This window comes from Streptomyces sp. NPDC091972 (assembly GCF_044756385.1).
Taxonomy (GTDB): Bacteria; Actinomycetota; Actinomycetes; order Streptomycetales; family Streptomycetaceae; genus Streptomyces.
Map to the genome: position 1 here is coordinate 33717 of NZ_JBIVSV010000011.1, position 23040 is coordinate 56756.

The 23040-nt window shown below is 71.0% G+C and carries 19 protein-coding genes; 10 read left to right on the top strand and 9 right to left on the bottom strand.

Features of this window, described 5'->3' with window-relative positions; genetic code table 11:
* Nucleotides 1-52: 52 nt before the first annotated feature.
* Nucleotides 53-847: a MerR family transcriptional regulator gene (locus tag ACIQJT_RS28955; RefSeq protein WP_365455651.1), complete on the top strand. Its 795-nt coding sequence runs from the start codon at nucleotides 53-55 to the stop codon at nucleotides 845-847.
* A gap of 604 nt (nucleotides 848-1451) precedes the next feature.
* Here the strand turns inward: ACIQJT_RS28955 and ACIQJT_RS28960 are convergent.
* The 4 genes from ACIQJT_RS28960 to ACIQJT_RS28975 all read right to left on the bottom strand — a co-directional run bounded on the left by ACIQJT_RS28960 (nucleotide 1452) and on the right by ACIQJT_RS28975 (nucleotide 6189).
* Complete coding sequence (locus ACIQJT_RS28960) at nucleotides 1452-2525, bottom strand: hypothetical protein (RefSeq protein ID WP_402648865.1); 1074 nt, start codon at nucleotides 2523-2525, stop codon at nucleotides 1452-1454.
* Between the two features lie 104 nt (nucleotides 2526-2629).
* Nucleotides 2630-3568, bottom strand: a complete 939-nt coding sequence (locus tag ACIQJT_RS28965; protein WP_365455654.1) for an N-acetylneuraminate synthase family protein — start codon at nucleotides 3566-3568, stop codon at nucleotides 2630-2632.
* A gap of 15 nt (nucleotides 3569-3583) precedes the next feature.
* On the bottom strand, nucleotides 3584-4822 hold the full coding sequence (locus tag ACIQJT_RS28970) for an N-acylneuraminate cytidylyltransferase (protein WP_365455657.1): 1239 nt from the start codon (nucleotides 4820-4822) through the stop codon (nucleotides 3584-3586).
* A gap of 23 nt (nucleotides 4823-4845) precedes the next feature.
* Nucleotides 4846-6189, bottom strand: a complete 1344-nt coding sequence (locus ACIQJT_RS28975; protein WP_402648418.1) for a DUF6716 putative glycosyltransferase — start codon at nucleotides 6187-6189, stop codon at nucleotides 4846-4848.
* Between the two features lie 198 nt (nucleotides 6190-6387).
* On the opposite strand from ACIQJT_RS28975, the gene ACIQJT_RS28980 reads away from it, so the two are divergent.
* The 6 genes from ACIQJT_RS28980 to ACIQJT_RS29005 all read left to right on the top strand — a co-directional run bounded on the left by ACIQJT_RS28980 (nucleotide 6388) and on the right by ACIQJT_RS29005 (nucleotide 12496).
* Nucleotides 6388-7374: a glycosyltransferase family 2 protein gene (locus tag ACIQJT_RS28980; RefSeq protein WP_402648421.1), complete on the top strand. Its 987-nt coding sequence runs from the start codon at nucleotides 6388-6390 to the stop codon at nucleotides 7372-7374.
* On the top strand, nucleotides 7374-8717 hold the full coding sequence (locus ACIQJT_RS28985; protein ID WP_402648424.1) for an alpha-2,8-polysialyltransferase family protein: 1344 nt from the start codon (nucleotides 7374-7376) through the stop codon (nucleotides 8715-8717). The genes ACIQJT_RS28980 and ACIQJT_RS28985 overlap by 1 nt, the downstream gene beginning before the upstream one ends.
* A gap of 134 nt (nucleotides 8718-8851) precedes the next feature.
* Entirely contained in the window at nucleotides 8852-9694 is an 843-nt protein-coding gene (locus ACIQJT_RS28990; protein WP_402648427.1) for an FkbM family methyltransferase, read from the top strand.
* Between the two features lie 102 nt (nucleotides 9695-9796).
* On the top strand, nucleotides 9797-10819 hold the full coding sequence (locus ACIQJT_RS28995) for a glycosyltransferase family 2 protein (RefSeq protein ID WP_402648430.1): 1023 nt from the start codon (nucleotides 9797-9799) through the stop codon (nucleotides 10817-10819).
* Nucleotides 10809-11231, top strand: a complete 423-nt coding sequence (locus ACIQJT_RS29000; protein WP_402648433.1) for a GtrA family protein — start codon at nucleotides 10809-10811, stop codon at nucleotides 11229-11231. Before ACIQJT_RS28995 ends, ACIQJT_RS29000 begins: the two co-directional genes overlap by 11 nt.
* Nucleotides 11228-12496 carry an NAD(P)/FAD-dependent oxidoreductase gene (locus ACIQJT_RS29005; RefSeq protein ID WP_402648436.1) on the top strand — a complete coding sequence of 423 codons (1269 nt, stop codon included), beginning with the start codon at nucleotides 11228-11230 and terminating at the stop codon, nucleotides 12494-12496. Before ACIQJT_RS29000 ends, ACIQJT_RS29005 begins: the two co-directional genes overlap by 4 nt.
* Here ACIQJT_RS29005 and ACIQJT_RS29010 read toward each other — a convergent pair.
* The 3 genes from ACIQJT_RS29010 to ACIQJT_RS29020 are packed head-to-tail and all read right to left on the bottom strand — an operon-like array spanning nucleotide 12486 to nucleotide 17978.
* Nucleotides 12486-14177 carry a hypothetical protein gene (locus tag ACIQJT_RS29010; protein WP_402648439.1) on the bottom strand — a complete coding sequence of 564 codons (1692 nt, stop codon included), beginning with the start codon at nucleotides 14175-14177 and terminating at the stop codon, nucleotides 12486-12488. The two genes, ACIQJT_RS29005 and ACIQJT_RS29010, sit on opposite strands and share 11 nt — an antisense overlap.
* Nucleotides 14178-14184: 7 nt before the next feature.
* Complete coding sequence (locus ACIQJT_RS29015) at nucleotides 14185-16518, bottom strand: glycosyltransferase (RefSeq protein ID WP_402648442.1); 2334 nt, start codon at nucleotides 16516-16518, stop codon at nucleotides 14185-14187.
* Nucleotides 16515-17978 carry a glycosyltransferase family 29 protein gene (locus ACIQJT_RS29020; protein ID WP_402648445.1) on the bottom strand — a complete coding sequence of 488 codons (1464 nt, stop codon included), beginning with the start codon at nucleotides 17976-17978 and terminating at the stop codon, nucleotides 16515-16517. The genes ACIQJT_RS29015 and ACIQJT_RS29020 overlap by 4 nt, the downstream gene beginning before the upstream one ends.
* A 240-nt stretch (nucleotides 17979-18218) precedes the next feature.
* On the opposite strand from ACIQJT_RS29020, the gene ACIQJT_RS29025 reads away from it, so the two are divergent.
* Both ACIQJT_RS29025 and ACIQJT_RS29030 read left to right on the top strand, forming a co-directional pair.
* Nucleotides 18219-19334 (top strand): acyltransferase family protein, encoded by a 1116-nt coding sequence (locus ACIQJT_RS29025; protein ID WP_402648867.1) that lies wholly within the window; start codon nucleotides 18219-18221, stop codon nucleotides 19332-19334.
* A gap of 78 nt (nucleotides 19335-19412) precedes the next feature.
* Complete coding sequence (locus ACIQJT_RS29030; protein ID WP_402648448.1) at nucleotides 19413-20285, top strand: class I SAM-dependent methyltransferase; 873 nt, start codon at nucleotides 19413-19415, stop codon at nucleotides 20283-20285.
* Here ACIQJT_RS29030 and ACIQJT_RS29035 read toward each other — a convergent pair.
* Nucleotides 20251-20928 (bottom strand): TetR/AcrR family transcriptional regulator, encoded by a 678-nt coding sequence (locus tag ACIQJT_RS29035; protein ID WP_365455693.1) that lies wholly within the window; start codon nucleotides 20926-20928, stop codon nucleotides 20251-20253. The genes ACIQJT_RS29030 and ACIQJT_RS29035 overlap by 35 nt on opposite strands.
* Before the next feature lie 71 nt (nucleotides 20929-20999).
* Between ACIQJT_RS29035 and ACIQJT_RS29040 the strand changes: the two genes are divergently transcribed.
* The gene (locus ACIQJT_RS29040; RefSeq protein ID WP_402648451.1) at nucleotides 21000-22397 is read left to right on the top strand and encodes an FAD-dependent oxidoreductase; all 1398 of its coding nucleotides are present in this window, start codon (nucleotides 21000-21002) and stop codon (nucleotides 22395-22397) included.
* Here the strand turns inward: ACIQJT_RS29040 and leuE are convergent.
* Nucleotides 22387-23040, bottom strand: coding sequence for a leucine efflux protein LeuE (gene leuE, locus ACIQJT_RS29045; RefSeq protein WP_365455699.1), 654 nt, complete (start codon nucleotides 23038-23040; stop codon nucleotides 22387-22389). The two genes, ACIQJT_RS29040 and leuE, sit on opposite strands and share 11 nt — an antisense overlap.

Here is a 23040-nt window from a genome sequence, read left to right on the forward strand (position 1 = left end):
GGGAGGGTCAAGCCGTGGACCCTCCCCCAGGGGGAACGTTCAGACTGAGGGGATGCTGACCATTGGCGAGTTCTCGCGGCTGACCCACTTGAGCGTGCGGACCCTGCGCCGGTACCACGAGGCGGCCCTGCTGGAACCTGCCGTGGTGGACGAGACCACCGGTTACCGCTACTACGGCGTCGATCAGATCCCGACCGCGCAGGTCATCCACCGGCTCCGCGAGCTCGACGTCCCCCTGAGCGATGTGCAGCAGATCCTGCGGACCCCCGACCCCGGTGTCCGGGCGGCGCTGGTCGCCGAGCACCTGCGACGCCTCGAGGATTCACTCGCCCGCACCCGGGCCGCAGTCGTATCGCTGCGCCGCCTCCTCCGGCCCGACCCGGCGCCCATCGACGTCGAGCTACGTGCGGAGCCCGCACGGACGGTCGCGGCGGTGGAGGCCGTAGTCGGGCATCACGACATCGAGACCTGGTACGCAGGCGCGATGGCCGAATTGGAGGCGACCGTCGCCGGCGACGTGACCGGACCGCCGGGCGGCAGCTACGACAACGCCCTTTTCGAGCAGGAGCGCGGTCACGCGCTCGTCTACCTGCCGTGCGCTGCGCCACCTCGCACCGGACGCGTGCACCCCGTGACTCTGCCGGCCGCGGAACTTGCGGTCACTACCCATGTCGGCGAGCACGACGGCATCGAGGTCACCTACGGCGAACTCGGGACCTGGGTGGTGGAGAACGCGATGTCGGTGGCCGGGCCGGTGCGGGAGGTCTACGTCGTCGGCCCCCGTGACACGAGCGATCCCGCTGCGTGGCGCACCGAGATCGGCTGGCCGGTCTTCCGTGTCACCTGAGGCGGTCAGTGCGGTGCCGAGTCCTGGAACGACGGGGGGCACACGTTGAGTCGAACTTCCACAGGTGTCCGGCGCGTTCACGGAGCGCCGGTTCGCTGCCGTGGATCAGTTTTTTCGGGTCCTCGGTTCAGGCCGTCCGCCGCGCTCTCCAGACCGTCGCCCAAGTCGTCGATCAGGTCCCCGAAGCCCATCAGCCCTCACTCTCCGAGGAGTCCGGAGAGGGCGGCCCGCCCAACTGCCGGTCCGTGCGCGGATCGAGGAACGCGTCCGGTGTCACCGTCGAGGTCGGGAGTCAGATACGGATTGCCGGTGCCGGCCGTCCACGGCCGGGACGACCTGGTCCGGCAGCCGCGCCCCGTACACCGGAACCCAGTCGGGCACGGTCTCGCCCCGCGCCTCCGCGAACCGTTCCGGCGCCGCGCGTTCCGGTGAACGCGAACAGCCAGCGCATGCCACCCGCCTCCGCCGACAGCAGCGAGCCGTCGACCACCGGCACCAGGACCTGACTGCGCCGGAACGGCCGCCCCCCGTCGTGGACCTCATCGAGCGTCGCACAAGTGAACGATGATGCTGGACGATGGAGTTGAGAGCCGCCCTCGGTGTTTCAGACAACCGGTATCGCCGACACCGCGGACAGCCGGTGCACGTCCCGGGCCGTCCCGGTGACCCCGGACAGGAAGCCCTGGGCGCGGGGGGACGCCGTCGCGGTGAGCCAGTCGGGGTCGATGTCGCAGACCGCCACGCGGACCTCCGTGCCGGCGAGCGCGAGCGGCAGGGTGTGGACGACCGTCGAGGGGAAGCTCAGGATCGTGCGGCCGATCGGGCCGCGGCGGGCGATCAGTTCCAGCGGGAGGTCGGGGCGGACGATCTCCAGGCCGGTCTCCACGGCCAGCCGGTGGAGCTTCTCCGTGGCCTCGCGGCGGTGGGCGAAGTAGCGGGTGGCGCCATGGGTCTTGGCCAGGCGGGTCACGGCCTCCAGGTAGCGGTCGGCGTCCACCACGCCCGTCTCGACGAGGGACGTGCCGACCATGTCCGCGCCCTTCGTGATGCGCGGCGGGCCGAAGCGTGCCCGGGTCCAGGCGAAGGAGTTCACCGAGACCGTCACGCCCGTCGGCGTCTCCTCCATCGGCATCGAGGAGAAGATCTCGACTCCGCGGCCCTCCCCCGGTGTCAGGCGCTTGCGGGCCGCCGCCGAGACCGGGGCGAAGGCGAGGTCGCGGGGGCTGGGGCGGCCGCCCTTGCGGTGCCAGCGCACGAGGCGTTCACCGCGGGCCAGTTGGGCCACGAACTCCATCGTCGCCGTGCCGTCGTCGACCACGACCAGGTCGGGGGCCCTGGTGATGGTCAGCAGCAGCTGTACGTAACGGGAGAACGGGTCGCCCAGGACGATCCGGTCAGCCCTGCGGAGCATGCCCGCGAGGCCGCCGATGGTCTGGAAGGGGGCCGCGGCGCCGCCCCTCGCCTCCTCCCAGCGGACCTCGTGGCCCTCCTCGCGGGCGAGTTCCGCCATCCGGCGCAGCTGGCCGCGGGTCATGGGGTCGGTCGGGGACAGCACGACGAGGGTGAGCTCCGCGCCGGACGCGTGCGCGTGCGCCCACTCCAGCACGTTCAGGAGCTGGACCGGGCTCTCGACGAACGCGAGAGTGTGGGGGCCGGTGTTCCCGGCGCGGGGGCTCATCGACGTACGACCGTCCCGTCGTAGGGCGCTCATGAGGGGCGCGTAAGCGGAAGACGCGCCGGGTCCTCGGATGGGTGTCGTCCGAGGACCCGGGGCCTGGTGACTCAGACCGAGACCGGCTCGCCCGCGGCCGCGGCGATCTCCGCCTCGGCGACGACGCCCGTGACGCGGCGCAGCTTCTTCATGGGGCCGAGCTCGGAGTCGTAGACCTTCTTGACGCCGTCGCCGAGGGAGGCCTCGATGGTGCGGATGTCGCGGACCAGGCGCTGGAGGCCCTGCGGCTCCACCGACGCGGCCTGGTCGGAGCCCCACATCGCGCGGTCCAGGGTGATGTGGCGCTCGACGAACACCGCACCCAGCGCCACGGCGGCCAGCGTGGTCTGAAGGCCCGTCTCGTGGCCGGAGTAGCCGATCGGGACGTTCGGGTACTCCTCCTGGAGCGTGTTGATCACGCGCAGGTTGAGCTCCTCGGCCTTCGCGGGGTACGTCGAAGTGGCGTGGCAGAGCAGGATGTTGTCGCTGCCCAGGACCTCGACCGCGTGGCGGATCTGCTTCGGCGTCGACATGCCGGAGGAGAGGATGATCGTACGGCCCGTGGCGCGCAGGGCGCGCAGGAGCTCGTCGTCGGTGAGGGAGGCGGAGGCCACCTTGTGGGCGGGGACGTCGAACTTCTCCAGGAAGGCGACGGCCTCGGTGTCCCACGGGGAGGCGAACCAGGCGATCCCCTTCTCCTTGCAGTACTCGTCGATCTGGCGGTACTCGTCCTCGCCGAACTCCACGCGGTGGCGGTAGTCGATGTAGGTCATCCGGCCCCAGGGGGTGTCGCGCTCGATGTCCCACTGGTCGCGCGGGGTGCAGATCTCGGGGGTGCGCTTCTGGAACTTCACGGCGTCGCAGCCGGCCTCGGCGGCCACGTCGATGAGCTTGAAGGCGTTCTCCAGCTCGCCGTTGTGGTTGATGCCGATCTCGCCGCAGATGTAGACGGGCTGGCCGGGTCCTGCGACGCGCTCGGTGCCGAAGGTGCGCAGACGGGAGTTGCTCATGGCGGGGAGGTGTCCTTACTTGTCGAGGGAGTCGAGAGAGGGGCCGAGGATCCAGCTGGCGATCTCTCGGATCGCGCCGTCGCCACCGGGGACGGTGGTGACCGCACGGGCGGCGCCGCGTACCACGTCGTGGGCGCTCGCGACCGCCACGGGCCAGCCCACGAGGGCGAAGCACGGGAGGTCGTTGACGTCGTTGCCGACGTAGAGCACGCGCTCGGGCGCGATGCCCTGCTCCTCGCACCACTGCTTCAGCGCGAGGTCCTTCCGGTCGATGCCGTGCAGCACGGGGATCTGGAGCTTGCGTGCGCGGGCGGCGACGACCGGGTTCTGCTCCGTGGAGAGGATCAGCATCTTCAGGCCCGACCTGCGCAGGGCGGCGATGCCGAGTCCGTCGCCGCGGTGCACGGAGACGAACTCCTTTCCGTCGGCGTCGATCAGCACCCGGTCGTCGGTCTGGGTGCCGTCGAAGTCCAGGACGACCGCGTCCACGTCCTCGAAGGAGGGCTGGGCGCCCGTGTCGAGCAGGGGGGCCAGCGCCCGCGCCCGGGCGAGGTCATGGGGGTCGTCGATCTCCAGCACCCGCGCGGGGTCGGTCCGTACGAGTTCGGTACGGCCGAAGAAGCGGTGCTGGTGCTTGCGGAAGCCGGCCGCGTCCATCGCGTAGGCGGCGCCGGTCTCCAGGAGGTCCTGGGGGCGGTCCTGGCGGCGGGGGCGGTAGGACTTGTCGTGGTTGACGCCGTAGCCGCCGGTGGCCGCGGTGGCCTCCGTGCCGGTGCCGGCGGCGGTCTCGTCGTCGGCGTCGCGCCAGACGAAGCCGTGGAAGGGGGCGACGGTCACGGCGGTGTCGGCGCCGTTCTCGACAATGGCGGCGGCGACCCCGTCGATGTCCTCGCGGACCACGAACGGGCTGGTGCACTGAACGAAGACGACCACGTCGACGGCCGCGCCGTGCAGGGCCTCGTGGGCGTCCACGGCGTGCAGGACGGCGGCCTCCGAGGTGGCGGTGTCACCGGCGATGGCGGCGGGCCGCGGCACGACCTCGGCGCCCGCCTCACGGGCTGCGGCGGCGATGGCCTGGTCGTCGGTGGAGACCACGACGTCCGTCACCAGCCGGGCGGCACGGCACTCGCGCACGGCCCGGGCGACCAGCGGCACGCCCCCGACGGGGGCGAGGTTCTTCGCGGGCACGCCCTTGGAGCCGCCGCGCGCGGGGATCACCGCGAGCACCCGGCGCACGGTGTGCGGGTGGGACATGGGGTCTTCTCCTCGATACGTGGTCACAGCTCCCCCATCCGGCGGATCACGGGCGCCACGCGCTGCACGCCGTGCCGGTAGGCGCCCCGGGCCGCGCGGCGCACGATCTGCCGGACCGGGCCCGGCTCCCTGTCGTGGGCGGGGGCGCCGGGCAGCGGGGTGCCGTCGGGGCCGAGGTGGTGGCGGGCGAGGATGCCGGGCAGGTAGCCGGGGGCGGTGACGGGTGTGTAGTACGGGGTCAGCGGGGGCCGTTCGGGAGCGGCCAGCAGCTTGGTGATGCGCTCACGGGCCGCGTCGAAGGCGTGCGCGTACGAACCGTCGGCGACGACACCCTGCCGGGCGACCCACTCCTCGTCGGGCAACGGCCGGTCTCCGGCGTCGAGTTGGTCCCAGGAGGCGAGGCAGCCGGAGCCCACGAAGTGGTGGTTGCCGAGGACCTCGCGGATGCCCAGGTCGGTCAGGACGGCCGTGGGGATGCGCCGGTGCAGTGACTCCAGGGCCGCGGTGGAGCTGATGGTGACCAGCAGGTCGGTCCGGTCCAGGACCTCGCCCATGTTGCCGTACACCAGACGGAAGTTGGCCGGCGGATCGAGCCGCTGGACCAGCTTCTGGTACGGCAGCTCCTCGATGTGGGTGGTGTGTTCGCCGGGCCTGGAGCGCAGCTTGAGCAGCACCTCGCGCTCGGGGTGCAGCCGGGCGTGCCGGATGAGGCGGTCCAGCAGGTACACCCGGTCCCGGCGGTTGTCCGGTACCGAGGGCTGGACCGCGAACACCACGGTGTACGGGTCGTGTTCCCCTTCGTAGGCCGCACCGCCCAGGAACGGGAGCGCCACCTCCGTGACCGACGAGGCGTCCGCGCCCACGCCCTCGTACACCGCGCGGAAACGCTCGGCGTCCTGGCGGGAGTTGGCGAGGACCAGGTCGGCCCCGTGTCGCAGGAGCAGGCCGTCGGCGAGCTTCTCGTAGACGACGCCGACATAGCCGGTGACGACGACGGGACGCTTCTCCAGGCCGTCCCAGACCCGCGCCAGGCCGTGCAGCATGGCCTGGACTCCGCCGCCGACCAGGGCCAGCACGACGATGTCGTACGACGTCCCGGCCACGGCGCGCAGGAACTCGACGGCGGTGACCTCCCGCAGGGAGTCCGCGCGCACGCCGACCTCTTCGAGCTGGCGTGCGGTGGGCGTGGCCCGGCCGCGCAGCAGGTATCCGTCCAGCGCGAGGTCTGCTTGCGCTCCGCCCCGCGCTCCGGATTCCATGGACGGAACCGGCGCGATGCGGTCGGCGGTCAGCGCACCCCATTTCCAGCGGGTGTCGGAGTCCGCGAGGACGGCGATTCGAAGGGACTTCGTTGTACTTGGCGGCACGACGACGACGCTAGGAAGCAATTTCTAGGTCCGGCCCAACCGCGAATCAACGAAAAGTTAACAACAGCCCACCGAGAGCCGAACTGGCTCGCCGAGGACCGGGAAGTACACGGGATGCACCGTTCCGACACATCGAGTTCACCCGCAGTCCTCTTGCCGGAAAGTTCCGCTGCCGGACCGCCTTCTAACGTTTCTCGGGTGCCAAAGCTCTCCGTCATCGTGCCGTTCTACAACGTGCAGCAATACGCCCCGGACACCCTCCGAAGTCTTCGCTTGAATGCGCGGAGAGATTTTGAGTTCGTGCTGGTGAACGACAAATCAGGGGACGAAACTCCGGCGATTCTCGACCGTGCGGCCGAGGAACTGTCGGACGTCGCCCAGGTGCAGGTCATCCACCACGAGACGAACGGAGGGCTCGCCACCGCGCGCAACACCGGCCTGGACGCGGCGCGCGGCGAGTACCTGACCTTCCTCGACGGCGACGACTGGCTCGCGCCGGGCTATCTCCCGGAACTGCTCGCCGCCATCGAGGGGTTGGGCTGCGACTTCGTCCGCACCGACCATGTGCAGACCGTGGCGCGGGCCCGGACCGTGCACCGGGTGCCGATCGGGCGGCGGAACGAGGTGATGAACCCGCGGGAGGCGATCCTGCCCGCCGACCGCTCCACGTCCGTGGACTACGCGTACGCGTGGGCCGGTGCCTACCACCGCCGGCTGCTGGACAGGGGTCTGCTGCACTTCACCGACGGGCTGCGCACCGCCGAGGACCGGCCGTGGATCTGGAAGCTGCACCGCGAGGCCGAGTCGTTCGCCGTGGTGAGCCTGCTGGGCGTGTTCTACCGGCGCGGGGTGGCCTCCTCCCTCACCCAGATCGGCGACGCCCGCCAGCTCGACTTCATCCGCGCCTTCGACCAGGTCGTCGAGGAGACGGCGGCGGACCGGGACGCCGACCGGCTGCTGCCCAAGGCGGTGCGCACCTACTGCGCGATCATCGCCCACCATCTCTCCGACGAGTCCAAGTGGGAGCCGTCGGTGGCCAAGCAGCTGCGGGCCATGAGCGCGGCGGCCATAAAGCGGATGCCGCAGGACATGCTCGGTGACGTGCTCGACACCATGGACCTGCGCCGCTCCGCCAAGCTGCGGCGGCTGCGGCGGCGGGGCACCACTGCGAAGGCGGCCGCGTGATGTCACCGACCGGTTCCCGTACCACCCAGATCTTCTGCGCGTCCACGCTGTACGGCGCGGTCACGCTGGCCGCCGCGATCGACTCCGACCTCTTCGAGGAGCCCGAGCGCCGGGTGCTGCTGGTGTTCAACAACACGGCGACACCGGAGACCTCGGTGCCGCTGGACCAGATGCCGGGCTTCGCTCCGCTGCGCGACCACTTCGACGAGGTGCTGTCCTGGAACGAGGCGATCCGCCCCTTCCACCCGGGCTCCTGGACGCCCCGCCCGGACGACATCCCCCTGTTCGAGCGCTATCTGCGGCTGCTGTGGGACCTCGGTGAGGACCGGGTGGAACTGGTCCTGGAGTCCATCCAGGTCGCCCCCGCCCTCACCGTCGCCCAGATCTTCACCGGCGCCCCCGTCGACGTCTACGCCGACGGACTGATGAGCTACGGCCCCACCCGCAACAAGCTCGACCCACTGGTCGGTACGCGCGTGCGCCGCCTGCTGCACCTGGACCTGGTCGCCGGTCTCACCCCGCTGCTGCTGACCGAGTTCGGCGTGCCGCCGGTCGTGGTGCCCACCTCCGCCTTCCTGAAGGCGATGGGTGAACTGACCGCCGCTGTGCCGGAGTTGCCGCCGCTGCCGGAGGACGCGGCGCTGCTGCTCGGCCAGTACCTCTCCGCGCTGGACATCCTCTCCCCCACCGAGGAGGAGGAGCTGCACGTGCGGATGCTGAAGGGCGCGGTCGCCCAGGGGCACCGCTCGGTCGTCTTCAAGCCGCACCCCAGCGCGCCGGCCCGCTTCGGCCGCGCCCTGGAGGCCGAGGCGGAGCGGCTCGGCGTGGCACTGACCGTCCTCGACACCCCGGTGCTCGCCGAGGTGCTGTTCGAGAAGGCGCGGCCCGCGCTGGTCGTCGGCTGCTTCTCCACCGCGCTGTTCACGGCCTCCGCCCTCTACGACCTGCCGGCCGCCCGCATCGGCACCGAGCTGCTCCTGGAGCGGCTGACGCCGTACCAGAACAGCAACCGCGTCCCGGTGGTGCTGGCCGACGCGGTGCTGCCGGACCTGGAGGGCCGGGAAGGGCAGGAGGCCGTTCCGGCGGACAGGCTCAACAGCCTGATCACGGCGCTCGGCTTCACCCTCCAGCCGCAGATCCACCCGTCGCTGCGTCCGGCGGCGGAACGCTACCTCTCCCGGCACTTCGGTCCGCGCACGCGACGCTATTTCCGGAAGAGGCGCCTGACGGCACTGGGGCTGCCGGGCGGGATCCCGGAGCGACTGACCTTCCTGCCGCGCAGTTCCACCGCGCGCCGGGTGGTGCGGCGGGCGCGGGCGCTGAAGAAGGCTGTGAAACGCTAGGCGGAACACCGGGTGAACCACGGGAAACCCGTGCGCGCCCCTTCGGAAAAGGCCAGGTCATACGCTCGTGACCTGGCCTTTTCGGGTTTTGTGGGACCTGTGACAAGTCCGCGGTGCGCCCCTACGATCGCGGGATGCGTATCCCCCAGCTCGAAGAAGCCAACGCCCGCATGCTGGCGCACGCACCATCTGTCCGGCCGGTCGCCACCAGCGACATCATCCGCACCCACCGGAAGAAATTCCCTTATCGCGGCTATGTGGAGATCGACTCCCCTTATTGCCCGCCTTTCGTGATGTTCTGCGTGAACGACGACGCGGTCGGCCTGGACACGGTGTGGAACGGCCGGTTCGGCTACGAGCCCGGCAGCCTCGCCACCTGGTCCCGGCTCGCCGCGAAGAGCACGACGATCGCCGATGTCGGGGCGCACGTCGGCTACTTCTCGATGATCGCCGCCCTCGCCAACCCGATGGCGAAGGTGCACTCCTTCGAGCCCGTGGACCAGATCCACGCCCGGCTGTCGGTCAACGTCCGGTCCAACTCCGCCCAGAACGTGCGGCTGTACCAGGCGGGTGTCTCCAGCGAGGCGGGCTGGGCCGAGATCAGCGTCCGCTTCGCGGGCAACCTCCTGTCCACGGGCTCGACCCTGGAGGGCGGTGCCGCCGACGCCGAGCAGAAGCGGATCCGGCTGGTGTGTCTCGACGAGGTGTTCGCCGGGACCAGGCTGGACCTGGTGAAGATCGACGTCGAGGGCCATGAGCTGTCGGTCCTCCGGGGGGCCCGCCAGGTCCTCAAGCGGGACCGGCCGACGGTACTGCTCGAAGCGCTGCGGGACGCGGACATGCAGGATCTCCTCGCCGAGTTCGATCCGCTCGGCTACGACTGCCACTGGGTCACCGAGCACGACGGCACGCTCCTCCCGTGGTACGCGCCCAGGCCGCACAGGACGCGGAACCTCCTGTTCACGCCGCACGACTGACACCTCGGCCGCCCGGGGGCGAAAGGGAAGCGAAACAGGGCGGACGGCTTCCGGCCACAGCCAGTTCGGCGGACGTTCACAGACCTTCCATAGCTTCTCCGAATGCCCCAGCAGGACATCCGACCTCGCATACCCGACGTCGTCCCGGCAGAACTGACGCAGCCGGGACCGGAGCCCGTTCGCCGCTCCCTCGTCTCGTACGTCCTCCCGGTCTACAACGAGGAGGACGGAATCAAGGCGTTCCACGCCGAGCTGACCACGGCACTCGGTGAACGTCCGGAGTTCGACTACGAGTTGGTGTACGTCAACGACGGCTCCGGCGACGGTTCCCTGACGATCCTGAAGGAGCTCGCCAAGGACGACGAACGGGTCCGGGTCGTCGACTTCGCCCGCAACTTCGGGCACCAGATCGCCATCACCGCCGGTCTCGACGTGGCCCGGGGCGACGCGGTGATCGTGATGGACACCGACCTCCAGGATCCGCCGCGGGTCAGCCTGGAGCTGGTGGACGCCTGGCGGGAGGGCGCCGAGATCGTGCACGCCCGTCGGCGCTCGCGGCAGGACACCGCGTTCAAGCGGGCCACCGCGCACCTCTACTACCGGGTGCTGCGCTCCTCCACCGACGTGGACATCCCGCTGGACACCGGGGACTTCCGCCTGCTGGACCGGCGGGTCGCGGACGAGCTGCGCAAGTACCGCGAGCGCAGCCGGTTCGTCCGCGGGATCGTCGCCTCGATGGGCTACCGGCAGACCGAGGTGGCCTTCGACCGCGACGAGCGGTTCGCGGGCGAGACCAAGTACCCGCTGCGCAAGATGGCCCGCCTCGCGATCGACGGCGTGACCAGCTTCTCCACCGCCCCGCTGAAGGCGATCACCCGGCTCGGCTTCGTGGTCCTCGCGCTGTCGCTGCTCGGCATCGTCTACGCGCTCGCGATGAAGTTCTTCCGCCCCGACATCACCGTCTCCGGCTGGACGATGATGATGTGCGTCGTGCTGTTCCTGGGCGGCACGCAGATGCTGTCGCTGGGTGTCATCGGCGCGTACGTGGGGCGCATCTACAGCGAGGCGCAGGGCAGGCCGCTGTATCTGGTGCGCAATGTGATCGGCGGCGACGGTGACCGTTGACACCACGGCGCCCGAGGCCACCCCCGCTCCCGCCCGGCGCCCGCTCTCCCACCAGCTGGTCAGCTATACCCTGATCGGCGGCAGCGGGGTGGCCCTGGACCTGGTCGTCTTCCTGCTGCTGCACAACACGGCCGGGATGGACGAGCAGTTCGCCAACGCGCTCAGCACCACGCTCGGCATCGCCAACAACTTCGTGCTGAACGCGCGGTTCACCTTCGAGCGCCGCGACCGTCTCGTCGTGCGCTTCCTGCGGTTCTACGCCGTCGGCCTGACCGGCATCGTCCTGACGAACCTGCTCTTCCTCGCCTTCACCGACGGCCTGGGGATCGACGCCGACCTGATCAAGGCGGCCTCGCTGCCGCTGGTCCTGGCGCTCCAGTTCGTGCTCAACAGAAAGTGGAGCTTCGCATGAACCTCGGCATCATCGGCGCGGGCGCCACCGGCCTCACCGCCGCCTGGGACGCCGTACGCGCCGGCCACCAGGTCACCGTCCTGGAGGCGGCGGACGAACTCGGCGGTCTGGCCGCGTCCCTGGAGGTCGGCGGGGTTCCGCTGGAGCGCTACTACCACCACATCTTCCGCAGCGACAAGGCGATGATCGCGCTCATCGAGGAGCTGGGGCTGGGTGACGCGCTGCGCTTCCACCGGCCGACCACCGGCATCTACCGCGGCGGCGAGCTGATCGACTTCACCACCCCCCTCGACATGCTGCGCTTCCCGGAGTTCGGCCCGCTCGACGCCGTGCGCTTCGCCGGTTCGTCGGCACTGCTGAAGGCGGTCCGCAAGGGCGACCGCTACAACGACCTCACCGCGCTGGCCTGGCTGCGCAAGTGGGCCGGGAAGAAGGCCACCGCCGCGGTCTGGGAGCCGCTGCTGCGCGGCAAGTTCGGGGACCGTGCCGAACAGGTGTCGATGGCGTGGCTGTGGGCGCGGATCCACTGCCGGACCTTCGAACTCGGTTACGTGGACGGCGGGTTCGAGCGGGTGTACGCGGCGCTCCGGGACGGGATCGAGGAGCGCGGCGGGAAGGTGGAGTTCGGCAAGGCGGTCGAGTCGATCCGGCAGGACGGGGCCGACGAGGCCGTCGTGACCTGCGCGGACGGGTCGTCGTACGCCTTCGGGCGGCTGATCGTCACCACCCCGCAGCCGGCGTTCGCGAAGGCGGCCGGGCTGCCCGACGACAGCGCGGTGTGGAAGAACCAGTACCTGGGGGCCACCTGCTTCGTCCTGGAGCTGGACCGCAGCGTGATCCCGTACTACTGGCTCAACATCAACGAGCCGGACTTCCCGTTCCTCGCGGTGGTCGAGCACACGAGGATGATCGACCCGTCCGTCTACGGCGGCCGTCACATCCTCTACGTCGGCAACTACGTCGAGCGCGAGGACCGGCGGTTCACCACGGACCCGGGTCAGCTGCTCGACGAGTTCGTGCCGTACCTGAAGCGGATCAACCCGGCCTTCGACAGGTCCTGGATCCAGACCTGGCACTTCTCGAAGGCCGGGTTCGCCCAGCCGGTGGTGACACCGGAGTACCGGGCGCTGATCCCGGCCCACGAGACGCCCATGAGCCGGGTCACGCTGGCCACGATGGCGCAGATCTACCCGCAGGACCGGGGGCAGAGCTACTCGGTGGCGATGGCCCGCGAGGTCACCGCCGCGCTCGGGCTCAACGCCTGACGCACAGCACCAGCCGCTCGCCCCGGTTCCCGGGCGGGCAGTCGTACACGGCGGTGATCCGGCGCCACAGTGCCGGGTCCACGCGGCCCGGCTGGAACCAGGGCCGCTCCAGCACCGCGTACGGGGCGGGGTCGTGGTCGACGCAGTCGGCGTTCTCCTTGAACGACTTCAGGTCGGCCACGTCCGGCAGGTAGCGGGTGCGCTGGAGGAAGGTGGCGATCGGGTAGCGGCACTGCGCCGGGTGGTCTAGGTCGTACGCCGTCTCACCGAAGGCGAGGTAGAGCACCGGGGCGCCCGGGGGCAGTTCGGCGGCGATCCGGTCGACCTCCTCGGCCGTGTGCCGCTGCTGCTCCAGGTAACCGGAGCCGGTGACGGTGACCTTGCCGCGCAGCACCAGGTGCGGGGAGCCGGGCCAGACGCTCGCGGCCAGCAGGACCACACCGGACAGGGCGACCAGGACGGCCGACCGGTTCCGCAGCCGCTTCGCCGGCAGCACGTCCAGCGCGGCCGCGAGCAGGGCGACCAGTGCGGCCGCCCAGACCTCCCACGGCCGCTGGAACCCGCCGGGCAGCTGGGCGTACACCACGGGCAGCACGCCGTACAGCAGGGAGACGGCTCCGAACCACCACGGCGGGGACCTGCGCGCCCCGCCCACCGCGACGCCCCAGACGACCGCCGCCACCACCGGCATCTGTGCGCCGTGGTACAGGAACCAGTTGCCCTGCACGACCACGACCGCCTGCGCGGCGAGACCGATGAGGGCGGCGATCACGAGGAGTTCGGTACGGCGCAGCCGGCCCCGGACCCGGGTCAGGACGAGCAGCAGGGCGCCCGGCGCGAGGAGCAGCACGGGGCTGGTGACCGCGCGGTGGGCCAGGAAGTCCACCGTGCGGCCGAGGATGAAGTGCGGGCGGACGCCGGTCCGGCTCAGTGCGGACTGGTTGATCTGCGGCATGTCCTCGGTCCACTGCCACTCCCGGGTGCCCGCGAGGACGCTCAGGCCGAACAGCGCCACTACGGCCGGAATGCCGGCCAGGGTGACGCGTACGGCCCGGCCGCGGTCGACGGCGTAGACGAGGAGCACGCCGATCGCGGCGGTCGCGGCGGTGGAGTACTTCATCATCACCGCGAGGCCGAGCGGGAGCGCGGCGAGCAGGGCGGCGGGCCAGGGCCGCCGCGGGCCGAGGGCGGCGGCGACGGCGAACACGGTGAGGACGACGGCCGTCCACTCCGGCTGGAGGAAGTCGTTGCGGGGGGCGAGGGCGAGGGCGAGCCCGGTGGCACCGGCCGTCAGCGCGGCCTCGCGGGACGTGGTCCGGCGCAGCAGTGCCGTGTACAGGGCACAGGCCGCGGCGGCGGCGAGCAGGACGCCCGCCGCGTTCGTCACCGCCTCGCGCACCGCCGTGTCCCCGAAGAAGGCGAGCCGGTCGAGCAGGGCGACGAACCACCGGTAGAAGAACGGGCGGTGGGTGAAGACCTCCGACGGGGAGTATCCCGCCGCCCGGCCGGTGCGCAGGGCGGCCAGGACGTAGTGGAGGTCGCCGGTGAGACCGCGGGTGAGCACGGTGTACACCACGGCGGCCGCGGACGGCCCGGCGACCGCCGCCCACCAAAGGGGTGAGCGGCGGCCGCCGGGCGCGGTGGGCCGTACGGAGGTGTCGCCGGCCAGGGTCGTCGTCATGGAGTGCTCAGCCGCCCAGCAGGACCCGCAGGTCGGCCGCGTTGGCCTCGGTGACCTTCCACAGCTCCTGCTGGCGGCCGTGGACGTCGGCGACGGTCCTGTCGTGGTCGGCGAGCAGTTCCCTCGACCGCTCCACCAGCCGGTCGGCGAGGTGCCGGTCGTGGACCGAGACGCCCCACTCGGGCCGCTCGATGTCCCGCAGGAAGTACGCCATCTTCGGGTGCGAGATGAGGCTGATGATCGGGGTGCCGCAGCCGAAGGGGATCATGCCCGCGTGGCCGCGCATGCCGATGACCAGCTTGGTGCGGGCGTAGAGGTCGAGGATCTCCTTGTTCTCGAAGTCGTACATCGGGATGACGGGCATCGAGATGCCGTGCTCGCGCCGCAGGTCGAACACGATCTTCTCGTCGTCCAGGGAGTGCGCCACGCACTGGACCTCGGCCAGCTCGCCCAGATCCCGGACCGCCTTCGCCATCTGGGCCAGGAAGTAGCCGTAGTCGTGGCCGAAGCGCAGGCCGGCCCGGTCGTAGGCGGCGTTGACGAGGATCGTGTCGTCGCGCCTGCCGGGGTCCTGCCAGCCGGGGACCAACTGCCGGGTGACCGTGGTCGGACAGGGCTGGAAGCGGATCTTGTCGTGGAGGTGGGACGGGACCATGGCCCGCACCTTCTCGATGGAGCCGTGGTTGCGCAGTCCGAAGAAGGAGGACCGCTCGACGAGCAGCCGGAGCGAGTCGCGGAAGCGGTTCGCCCGGTAGGACTGGCCGTCGAAGGCGTTGAAGCCGACGGCGAAGACCGCGATGGGCACGTCGATGCGCTTCAGGAGCTCGTCCGGGACGTTCCACTGCCAGGCGCTGTTGCCGTTGGGCATGGTGTCCGGGATGAACAGGCCGCCGCCGCCGATGACCAGGCCGCGGCGGCGGTTGACGCGCTGGAGGGCGCCCTCGTCGAAGAGGCGGTGGGCGTGCACCGAGTGCCAGCGGCGGGAGCTGGTGTCGGGGCCGAAGGCGGAGCGGACACTCTCGGGCAGGAGCTTGTCGCCCGCGTTGCCCTGCCGGTCCATGTAGAAGGCGACGTGCGCCAACTGGTCCTCGGGGGCGCCCAGTTCCTGGGGCGGTACGACGGCCGCGCGCTGCGCCCACAGCCGGCTGGAGCGGTGGGTGGGGTCGACGGACATGCCGGCCGTGGCGTACCGCAGGGCCTCGGTGTTGTCGCCGTGCACCCACGCCATCTGGGCGAGGCGGGCGTAGGCGGTGGCGGCCCGGTTGGGGGCGGCGGCGGCCAGCAGGAGCTGGGTCCTCGCCTCGTCGTAGCGGGAGACGCTCATCAGGGCGTGGCCGAGGACCTCGTGCGGCCAGGCCTCGTCGAGCGGGATGCGGACGCTGCCGAGGATGTCGACGGCGTCCTGGTAGTCGCCGGTGGAGATGTGGGCGGCGGCCACCTTGCGGGCGGCCTCGACGTCCCCGGTGCGTGCCACGTGCGGGGTGCCGTAGTGGACGATCAGGTCGTGGTGCAGCCCGCCCTGCCGCTCCATGTAGGCGGCCTGGAACTCGGCGTCGGACAGCTCGAACTCGCGCCAGCGCTCCTCGGCCCGGCTGTACCCCGCCTCGCCGCCCTGCCAGGGCTTGTGGCGGCCGGTGAAGTGCAGGATCGCGGTGTCGTCGGGGACCGGCAGATCGCCCGAGAGCCGCCGCTTGACGAAGTTGTAGCGGGCGTCGAGGCGCACGAAGTCACCGTCCAGGACGGCGTTGAGGATGCCCTGGTCGTGCTTGTCCAGCTCGTAGTCGCCGGAGCGGCCGCACTTGTCGAGCCGGGCGCAGAAGGCGTCGCTCAGGTACTCGCGCTGGATGACCAGCAGACCGGAGTTGAGCTTGTGCTGCCCGTAGAAGAACTGCGGGACGGCCGCGAGTCCCTCGCGCAGCCGGAGGAGTTCACCGAGGTCGCCGAGCACGACCATGTCGGTGTCGAGCGTGATGATCGTGTCGTACTCGCGGATCCTGAAGACGTCCAGGATGAAGTACGCCTTGCGGACCAGGTAGTTGTCCTGGTCGCCCTTCTTGTACGAGTCGTAGTGGTCGGCGTCGACCCGCCGGAGGACGATCCTCGGGTGCAGCGCGCGTATCCGGGCGATGGAGCCGGGCTTCAGGTCGTCGTAGAGGACGACGAAGTCCTCGCAGACACCCGGGTTGGACAGCGCGAGGCTGCGCAGCAGGACGAGGAAGCCGGGCAGGTAGTTCTCGTCGACGAAGCTGGCGAAGGCGATCTTCCGCCTGCCGGTGAGCGCGTGCGCGTCGGTCACCGGGGCCAGGGGGGCGGCGGTCCCGGTAAGGGAGTTGGTGGTCATCGCAGGGATATCCTCATGTCGGTCACGCTCTGGGCCCGCTCCATGACCCATGCCTTCTCGCTGGTGTACTCGTGCACGGAGGTGATGGCGAGCTTCATCGCTTCCTGGACCCGGTAGGCGCCGCTCTCGTAGAAGTCGAAGCCGATCAGGTCGAGCTTCGGACTCACGTCGAGGAAGTCCAGCAGCCACAGCATGTTGAAGCCGGAGGTCGGGATGCCGGACCAGACGTCGGTGCCGACCTTGCCGATGTTGCGCAGGGGCCAGCGCAGCGACTCGTCGCCGAGGTAGGTCTGGGCGCCGGGCACCAGGCGGTTGCGCAGCGAGTACTTCCAGTCGCCGGAGACGCCGCCGAAGACGAGGCGGGTGGTGACCTGCTGGTCCCAGTTGAAGCCGTGCTTGTGGATCGTGACGTGGATGTCGGTCCTGGCGCCGGTGTGCCTGGGGTCGATCCGGTACGAGTTGAAGCGGACGACGAGGTCGTACGCGTCGATTGCGGTGCCCATCGAACTCGCGCCCACCCGGCCGGAGTTGGCGATCAGGCAGATCGACTTGCCGGCGATCTGGTTGCGGAACTCGCCGAGGGTGATCCACTGCACGCCGCCGACGGTGGGGTCGGCGACGGGGCCGCGCATGCGGTTGCGGCGCTGCTCGGCGTAGAGCTCGACGGCCCGGGTGAACGCCGCGCCGTCGGTGTCCTCGGTGGAGCGCAGGTCGAGGTACTGGCTGAGCAGTTCCTGCCGTTCCTGCACCGGGGCGTTCTCGTCGTACAGCGCGAGGAGCGCTCCCACCAGCCGGGGCTCGGCCTCGGTCCAGTCGCCGACGGCGTGTGCGGCCAGGCCCTCGGCCCACACGTCGGTGGCGGGGCGGCCGGCGAAGGCGCGGGCGCCGGGGATCTGGCGGCCGAGGAGCCCGAGGAGTTCGCGCTCCTTCTTGCCCGCGATGCGCAGGCCGGCGATCCGGGCACGGACGCCGAAGCCGTCGTCGTCGGTGAGGCTCAGGTACTTCTCGTACGCCTCCAGGGCCTCGGCCTCCTCGCCGAGTGCCTCCAGGAGGCGGGCGCGCAGCCGCCAGCCGGCGCGGGAGTTCCTGCGCTGGGCGAGGACGGTGTCGCTGATGACGAGGGCGAGGTCCAGCTCGTCGTCGTAGCCGCACTCCAGGGCCTTGTTGCCGACGGCCAGCAGGGCGTCGAGGAGTTCGGCCGGGATGTGCGACGCGGGGGCCGCGGTGCCCTTGACGGCCCGCTTCAGCAGGGCGGTGGCACCGGAGGGGGCGGGGGTCGCCGGGGTGGCCGTGGCGGTGGTGCCCCAGACGACGAGCAGCTTGCGCAGCTGTTCGCCGAGCTCGACACGGCGGCGGTCGATGCTGCCGACCACCTTGCCGCTGTGCGCCGCGCAGGCGCGCAGGCACTCGTCCAGCTCCCCTCCACGCGCGCGTGCACGCCTCTTCTGGACCGTCGTCATGGCACTCCTGTTGTTTTCTTGCCGAAGCAAAGGCAAGTTCATGGGTTTACTGCGACGTGGGGGGATTCTGGGCGAACTTAGGAAGCCAAAACGACGTACAGGTGAACTCACCGGTACCAGAAGGCCAATCGTTGGTCCGGCGAGTAAGACATCACCGTGATTCGGACTAACGTGCTGGGGCGCATCCACAGGAGTGACTTAGGCTCTTCAGAGCTTGCGAAGGGGATTTCCGTGACCAGCATGACCGTCCGGCCGGCACCCGACCTGCCCCGGCGGCCGGAAGGGCCACCGCCCGCCCCGCGCCCCCGCGAGACCCGGCTGCGAGCCCTGGACGGACTGCGGCTGGTGGCCGCGCTGATGGTGGCCGCCTACCACTACGGCGGACGCGGCGGCGAGATCACCCAGTCCTGGGGAAGTTCCGCACAACGCCAGTTCCCGACGCTGCACACCTATTTCTCCTACGGCTGCCTCGGCGTCCAGGTCTTTTTCGTGATCAGCGGATTCGTGATCTGCATGAGCGGCTGGGGCCGGCCCCTGAAATCGTTCTTCGCCTCCCGGGCGTCCCGGTTGCTGCCCGCCTATTGGGTGGCCGTGCTGCTGGTCACGGCGGTGTTCGCGTTGCCGGCGGTCGCCTACGAGGCGCTGTCGCCCAGCGACGTCCTGGTGAACATGACGATGCTTCAGATGCCGCTGGGCGTCGACCGGGTGCTCGGCGTCTGCTGGACGCTGTGGGCGGAGGTCCGCTTCTACGCGCTGTTCGCGCTGTGCGTGGTCCTGCCCGGGGCCTCCCGGCGCCGGGTGATCATGTTCTGCGCCGGCTGGACGCTGGCGGCCGCCCTCACCCAGGCCGCGCACCAGCCGCTGCTCGACGTGGTGTTCATGCCCGAGTACGCCTCCTTCTTCATCGGCGGTGTCGGCCTCTACCTCGTCCACCTCGACCGGCGGGACGTGTACGCGTGGGGCATCGTCGCGGTCAGCTTCCTGATCGGGCAGCACTACGCGGTGAAGTCCCTGTGGAACGTGTCCGACCCGAACGCCTTCGCCCACCGCACCTCTCTGGGCATCGTGGCGGTCGTCGCCTTCGGGTTCGTCGCGGTCGCGGCGATCGCGCTGGGCTGGCTGCGGTGGGCGGACTGGCGCTGGCTGACGGTGGCCGGGGCGCTGACGTACCCCTTCTACCTGGTGCACGAGCACCTGGGCTGGGTGGTCGTCCGCGCCCTGCACCGCCACCTGGGCGTTCCGGCGTCGGTGACCTTCGCGCTGACGATCGCCTCGATGCTGGCGCTGGCCTGGTTCCTGAACCGGCTCGTCGAGAAGCCGCTGACCCCACGGCTGCGCGCGGCGCTCCTGCGCTGACCCAAGGCGTGCGGAGCTGTTCACCCGGCGTTCGTTTCTCCGCCCGCGCGGCAGCCGCCGGGTGAGCAGACTGGTCTCATGGGTGACGCACAGCAGACGTACACGTGTCCCGGTGAACTGAGCGACGTGCCCGGGTGGTTCCCGCCGCTCGACCAGATGCTGTTCACCTGGTTCCTGGAACGCCAGGAGGAACCGGGCGACCTGCTGGAGCTGGGCGTCTACCTGGGCAAGAGCGCGATCCTGCTCGGGCACCACCTGCGCCGGGGCGAGCGGTTCACCGTCTGCGACCTGTTCGGCGGCGAGGCCCCGGACGGCGCCAACCGCGCGGAGACCATGAAGTCGTACGCCTCCCTCACCCGGCAGGCCTTCGAGCGGAACTACCTCTCCTTCCACGACACCCTGCCACGGGTGATCGAGGGGCCCACCTCGGTCGTCCCCGGCGAAGTGGCGCCGGGCACCTGCCGGTTCGTCCACATCGACGCCTCCCACCTGTACGAGCACGTCCGCGACGACATCGGCGCGGCGCGCGAGATCCTGCGGCCCCGGGGGCTGGTCGTCCTGGACGACTTCCGTTCGGAGCACACCCCGGGCGTCTCGGTCGCCGTGTGGGAGGCGGTGCTGAACCGCGGGCTGCGGCCGGTCTGCCTCAGCACCCAGAAGCTGTACGGCACCTGGGGTGATCCGGAGCCGCTCCAGGAGGAGCTGCTGGCGATGCTGCGGGAGCGGGCGGACGTGGGCCTGAGCGTGCAGGAGGCCGCCGGTCACCGTCTGGTGCGGGCGCGGGCGCAGAAGATGCAGCCGCCGCCGTTCCCCCGCTCACGGCACTACGTCCCGCCCGCACCGGCCCCGGGCCCGGCTGTGAGGCCGCGCAGGTCCCCGGCCCGGCGGATCGCCGTGGACCTGCTGCCGCCGGTGGTCACGCGTGCGGTGCGGAAGGTCCGGGCCCGGTAGGCCCGTACCGTCGTTCGATGCCCTCCAGCACCAGCGCCAGCCCCTCCTCGTAATGCCGGTCGAAGTCCTGGAAGATCTCCGCGCCCGCCGCCGCCGACAGCGGGAAGCCGGCCATCATGCGGGCGCGTTCGGCCACGTCGAAGCCCTCCCGGCGCTCGCCGGGCAGGGGCACCACGCCCTGTTCCTCCGTGACGAAACCCAGGGTGTAGAGGTACGACGTCGACATGGCCCGGACCGCCTGGGCGAGGGTGAATCCGGCGGCCGTGCAGAGGCGCAGGGTCTCCTCCATCTGCTCGACGTGGACCAGGCCCGTGAAGCGTGAGCCGCTGTAGACCTTCGCGCCGTCGCGGTAGCCGAGCAGGGCGGTGCGCAGTGCGCGGTTGGACTTGAGGAGCCGTTCGCGCCAGGTGTCGGACGGGTCGAGGCCGGTCCCGGCGACCATCCGCCGGTACATCTCCGTCGCCATCTCGTCCAGCAGGGCCTGCTTGTCCTTGAAGTGCCAGTACAGGGCCGGGGCCTTGACGTCGAGTTCCCTGGCGATGGCGCGCAGGGTGAGGCCGTCGAGGCCCACCTCGTTCAGGAGCTTCAGGGCGGTGGCGGCGACCCGGGCGCGGTCGAGGGGCGGGCGTTTCTCCGTACTCACGCTTGACAGCTTAACAGCGTTAAGGGCACTCTCGGAGCCGACGGCACTTAACAGCGTTAAGGAGAATGGTCATGAACACGGACGTACTGATCGTCGGCGCCGGGCCCACGGGCCTCGCCCTCGGGATCGACCTCGCCCGGCGGGGCGTGGACGCGCTGGTCGTGGAGAAGGCGGACCGGCTGTTCCCGGGCTCGCGCGGCAAGGGCCTCCAGCCGCGCACCATGGAGGTCTTCGACGACCTCGGCGTGCTCGACGCGATCCTCGCGGTGGGCGGGACCTACCCGGTCGGCATGGTCTGGCAGGACGGCGAGCGGGTCGGCGAGCACCACATGTTCGAGCCGGCCGAACCCACCGAGGACTCGCCCTACAACGCCCCCTGGATGGTCCCGCAGTGGCGCACCCAGGAGGTGCTGTCCGCACGGCTGCGGGAGCTCGGCGGGCAGGTGGCCTTCGGCCGGGAGGTCGTGGGGATCGAGCAGGACGCCGACGGGGTGACCGCGCGCTTCGCGGCGGGTGGCGACGTCCGGGCCCGGTACGTGGTCGCCGCCGACGGCGGCCGCTCGGCCGTGCGCCGGACCCTCGGCGTCGGCATGACCGGCGAGACGGTCGACCCCAACCCGCTGCTCGTCGCGGACGTCCGGATCACTGGCCTCGACCGGGACAACTGGCACATCTTCCCGCCCCGCGGCGATGCCGGCTACCTCTCGATCTGCCCCCTCGCCGGCACGGAGGACTTCCAGGTCGTGGCCCAGTTCCCGGAGGGCACCCGGGTGGACCTGTCCCCCGACGCCGTCCGCGAGGTCGTCGCGGTCCGCTCCCACCTCGCCCCCGAGGCGGTGACCGAGGTCCGCTGGGCCTCCGACTTCCGGCCCCGCGCGGCCCTCGCGGACCGCTTCCACTCGGGCCGGGTCTTCCTCGCCGGCGACGCGGCCCACGTGCACTCCCCCGCGGGCGGCCAGGGCCTGAACACGAGCGTCCAGGACGCCTACAACCTGGGCTGGAAGCTGGGCGCGGTGCTGCGCGGCGGTGCCCCGGCCGCGCTCCTGGACACCTACGAGGAGGAGCGCCGCCCCGTCGCCGCGCAGATGCTCGGCCTCTCGACCGGCGTGCACCGGGGCGAGGTGCGCCGGGGCGAGGCGACCCGCCAACTGGGCCTGGGCTACCGGGACTCGTCTCTCACGGAGGAGACCCGCACGGCACCGGCCGGGCTCCGTGCGGGCGACCGCGCCCCCGACGGGAAACTGGCGGGCGTACGGCTCTTCGACGCGTTCCGCGGTCCGCACTGGACGCTGGTGGCGGTCGGGGTCGAGGCACCGCGACTGCCGGAGCCGGTGCGCGTGGTCACCGGTGACGAGCAGCCGTACTACGGCAAGGGGCTGTTCCTGGTGCGGCCGGACGGCTATGTGGGCTGGGCCGGTGAGGACGCCGGGAAGCTGACGGCCTACGTCGGCCGGGGGATCACGCGCTAGCGAGGGACAGCTTCACGGCGAACCCGAGGAACAGCGCCCCCGCCGCCGAGGTCGCCCCCGCGGACAGGCGCCGGCGCCTGCGGAACGCGGCCGCCAGCCTCGTCCCGCCGAAGATCAGGGCGGTGAGGTACAGGAAGCTGGCCGCCTGTGCGAACGCCCCGAGGACGACGAAGGACAGCGCCGGATACGCGTAGCCGGGGTCCACGAACTGCACGAAGAAGGCGACGAAGAACAGGATCGCCTTGGGGTTGAACAGGCTGATCACGAGGGCCCTGCGGTACGGCCGCTCACCCGGGCCGGTGTCGGAGGCCGCCTCCGCCTCGGCCACGGGCGACCGCCGCGACCGCCACATCCCCCACGCGGCCCGCAGCATCCCCACCGCGAGCCAGGTCAGATACCCGGCCCCCGCGTACTTCACGATCCCGAACAGCACGGCGTTGGCCTGGAGCAGGGAGGCGACCCCGGCGGCGGACAGGGTCATCAGCACGGCGTCCCCGCACCACACCCCGGCCGCGGCGGTGTACCCGGCCCGCACTCCCCGCCGGGCTGCGACGGAGACGACGTACAGCGAGTTGGGGCCGGGCAGCAGGACGATCAGGACGAGGCCTGCCAGATAGGTGGGGAGGTCGATGACACCGAACAT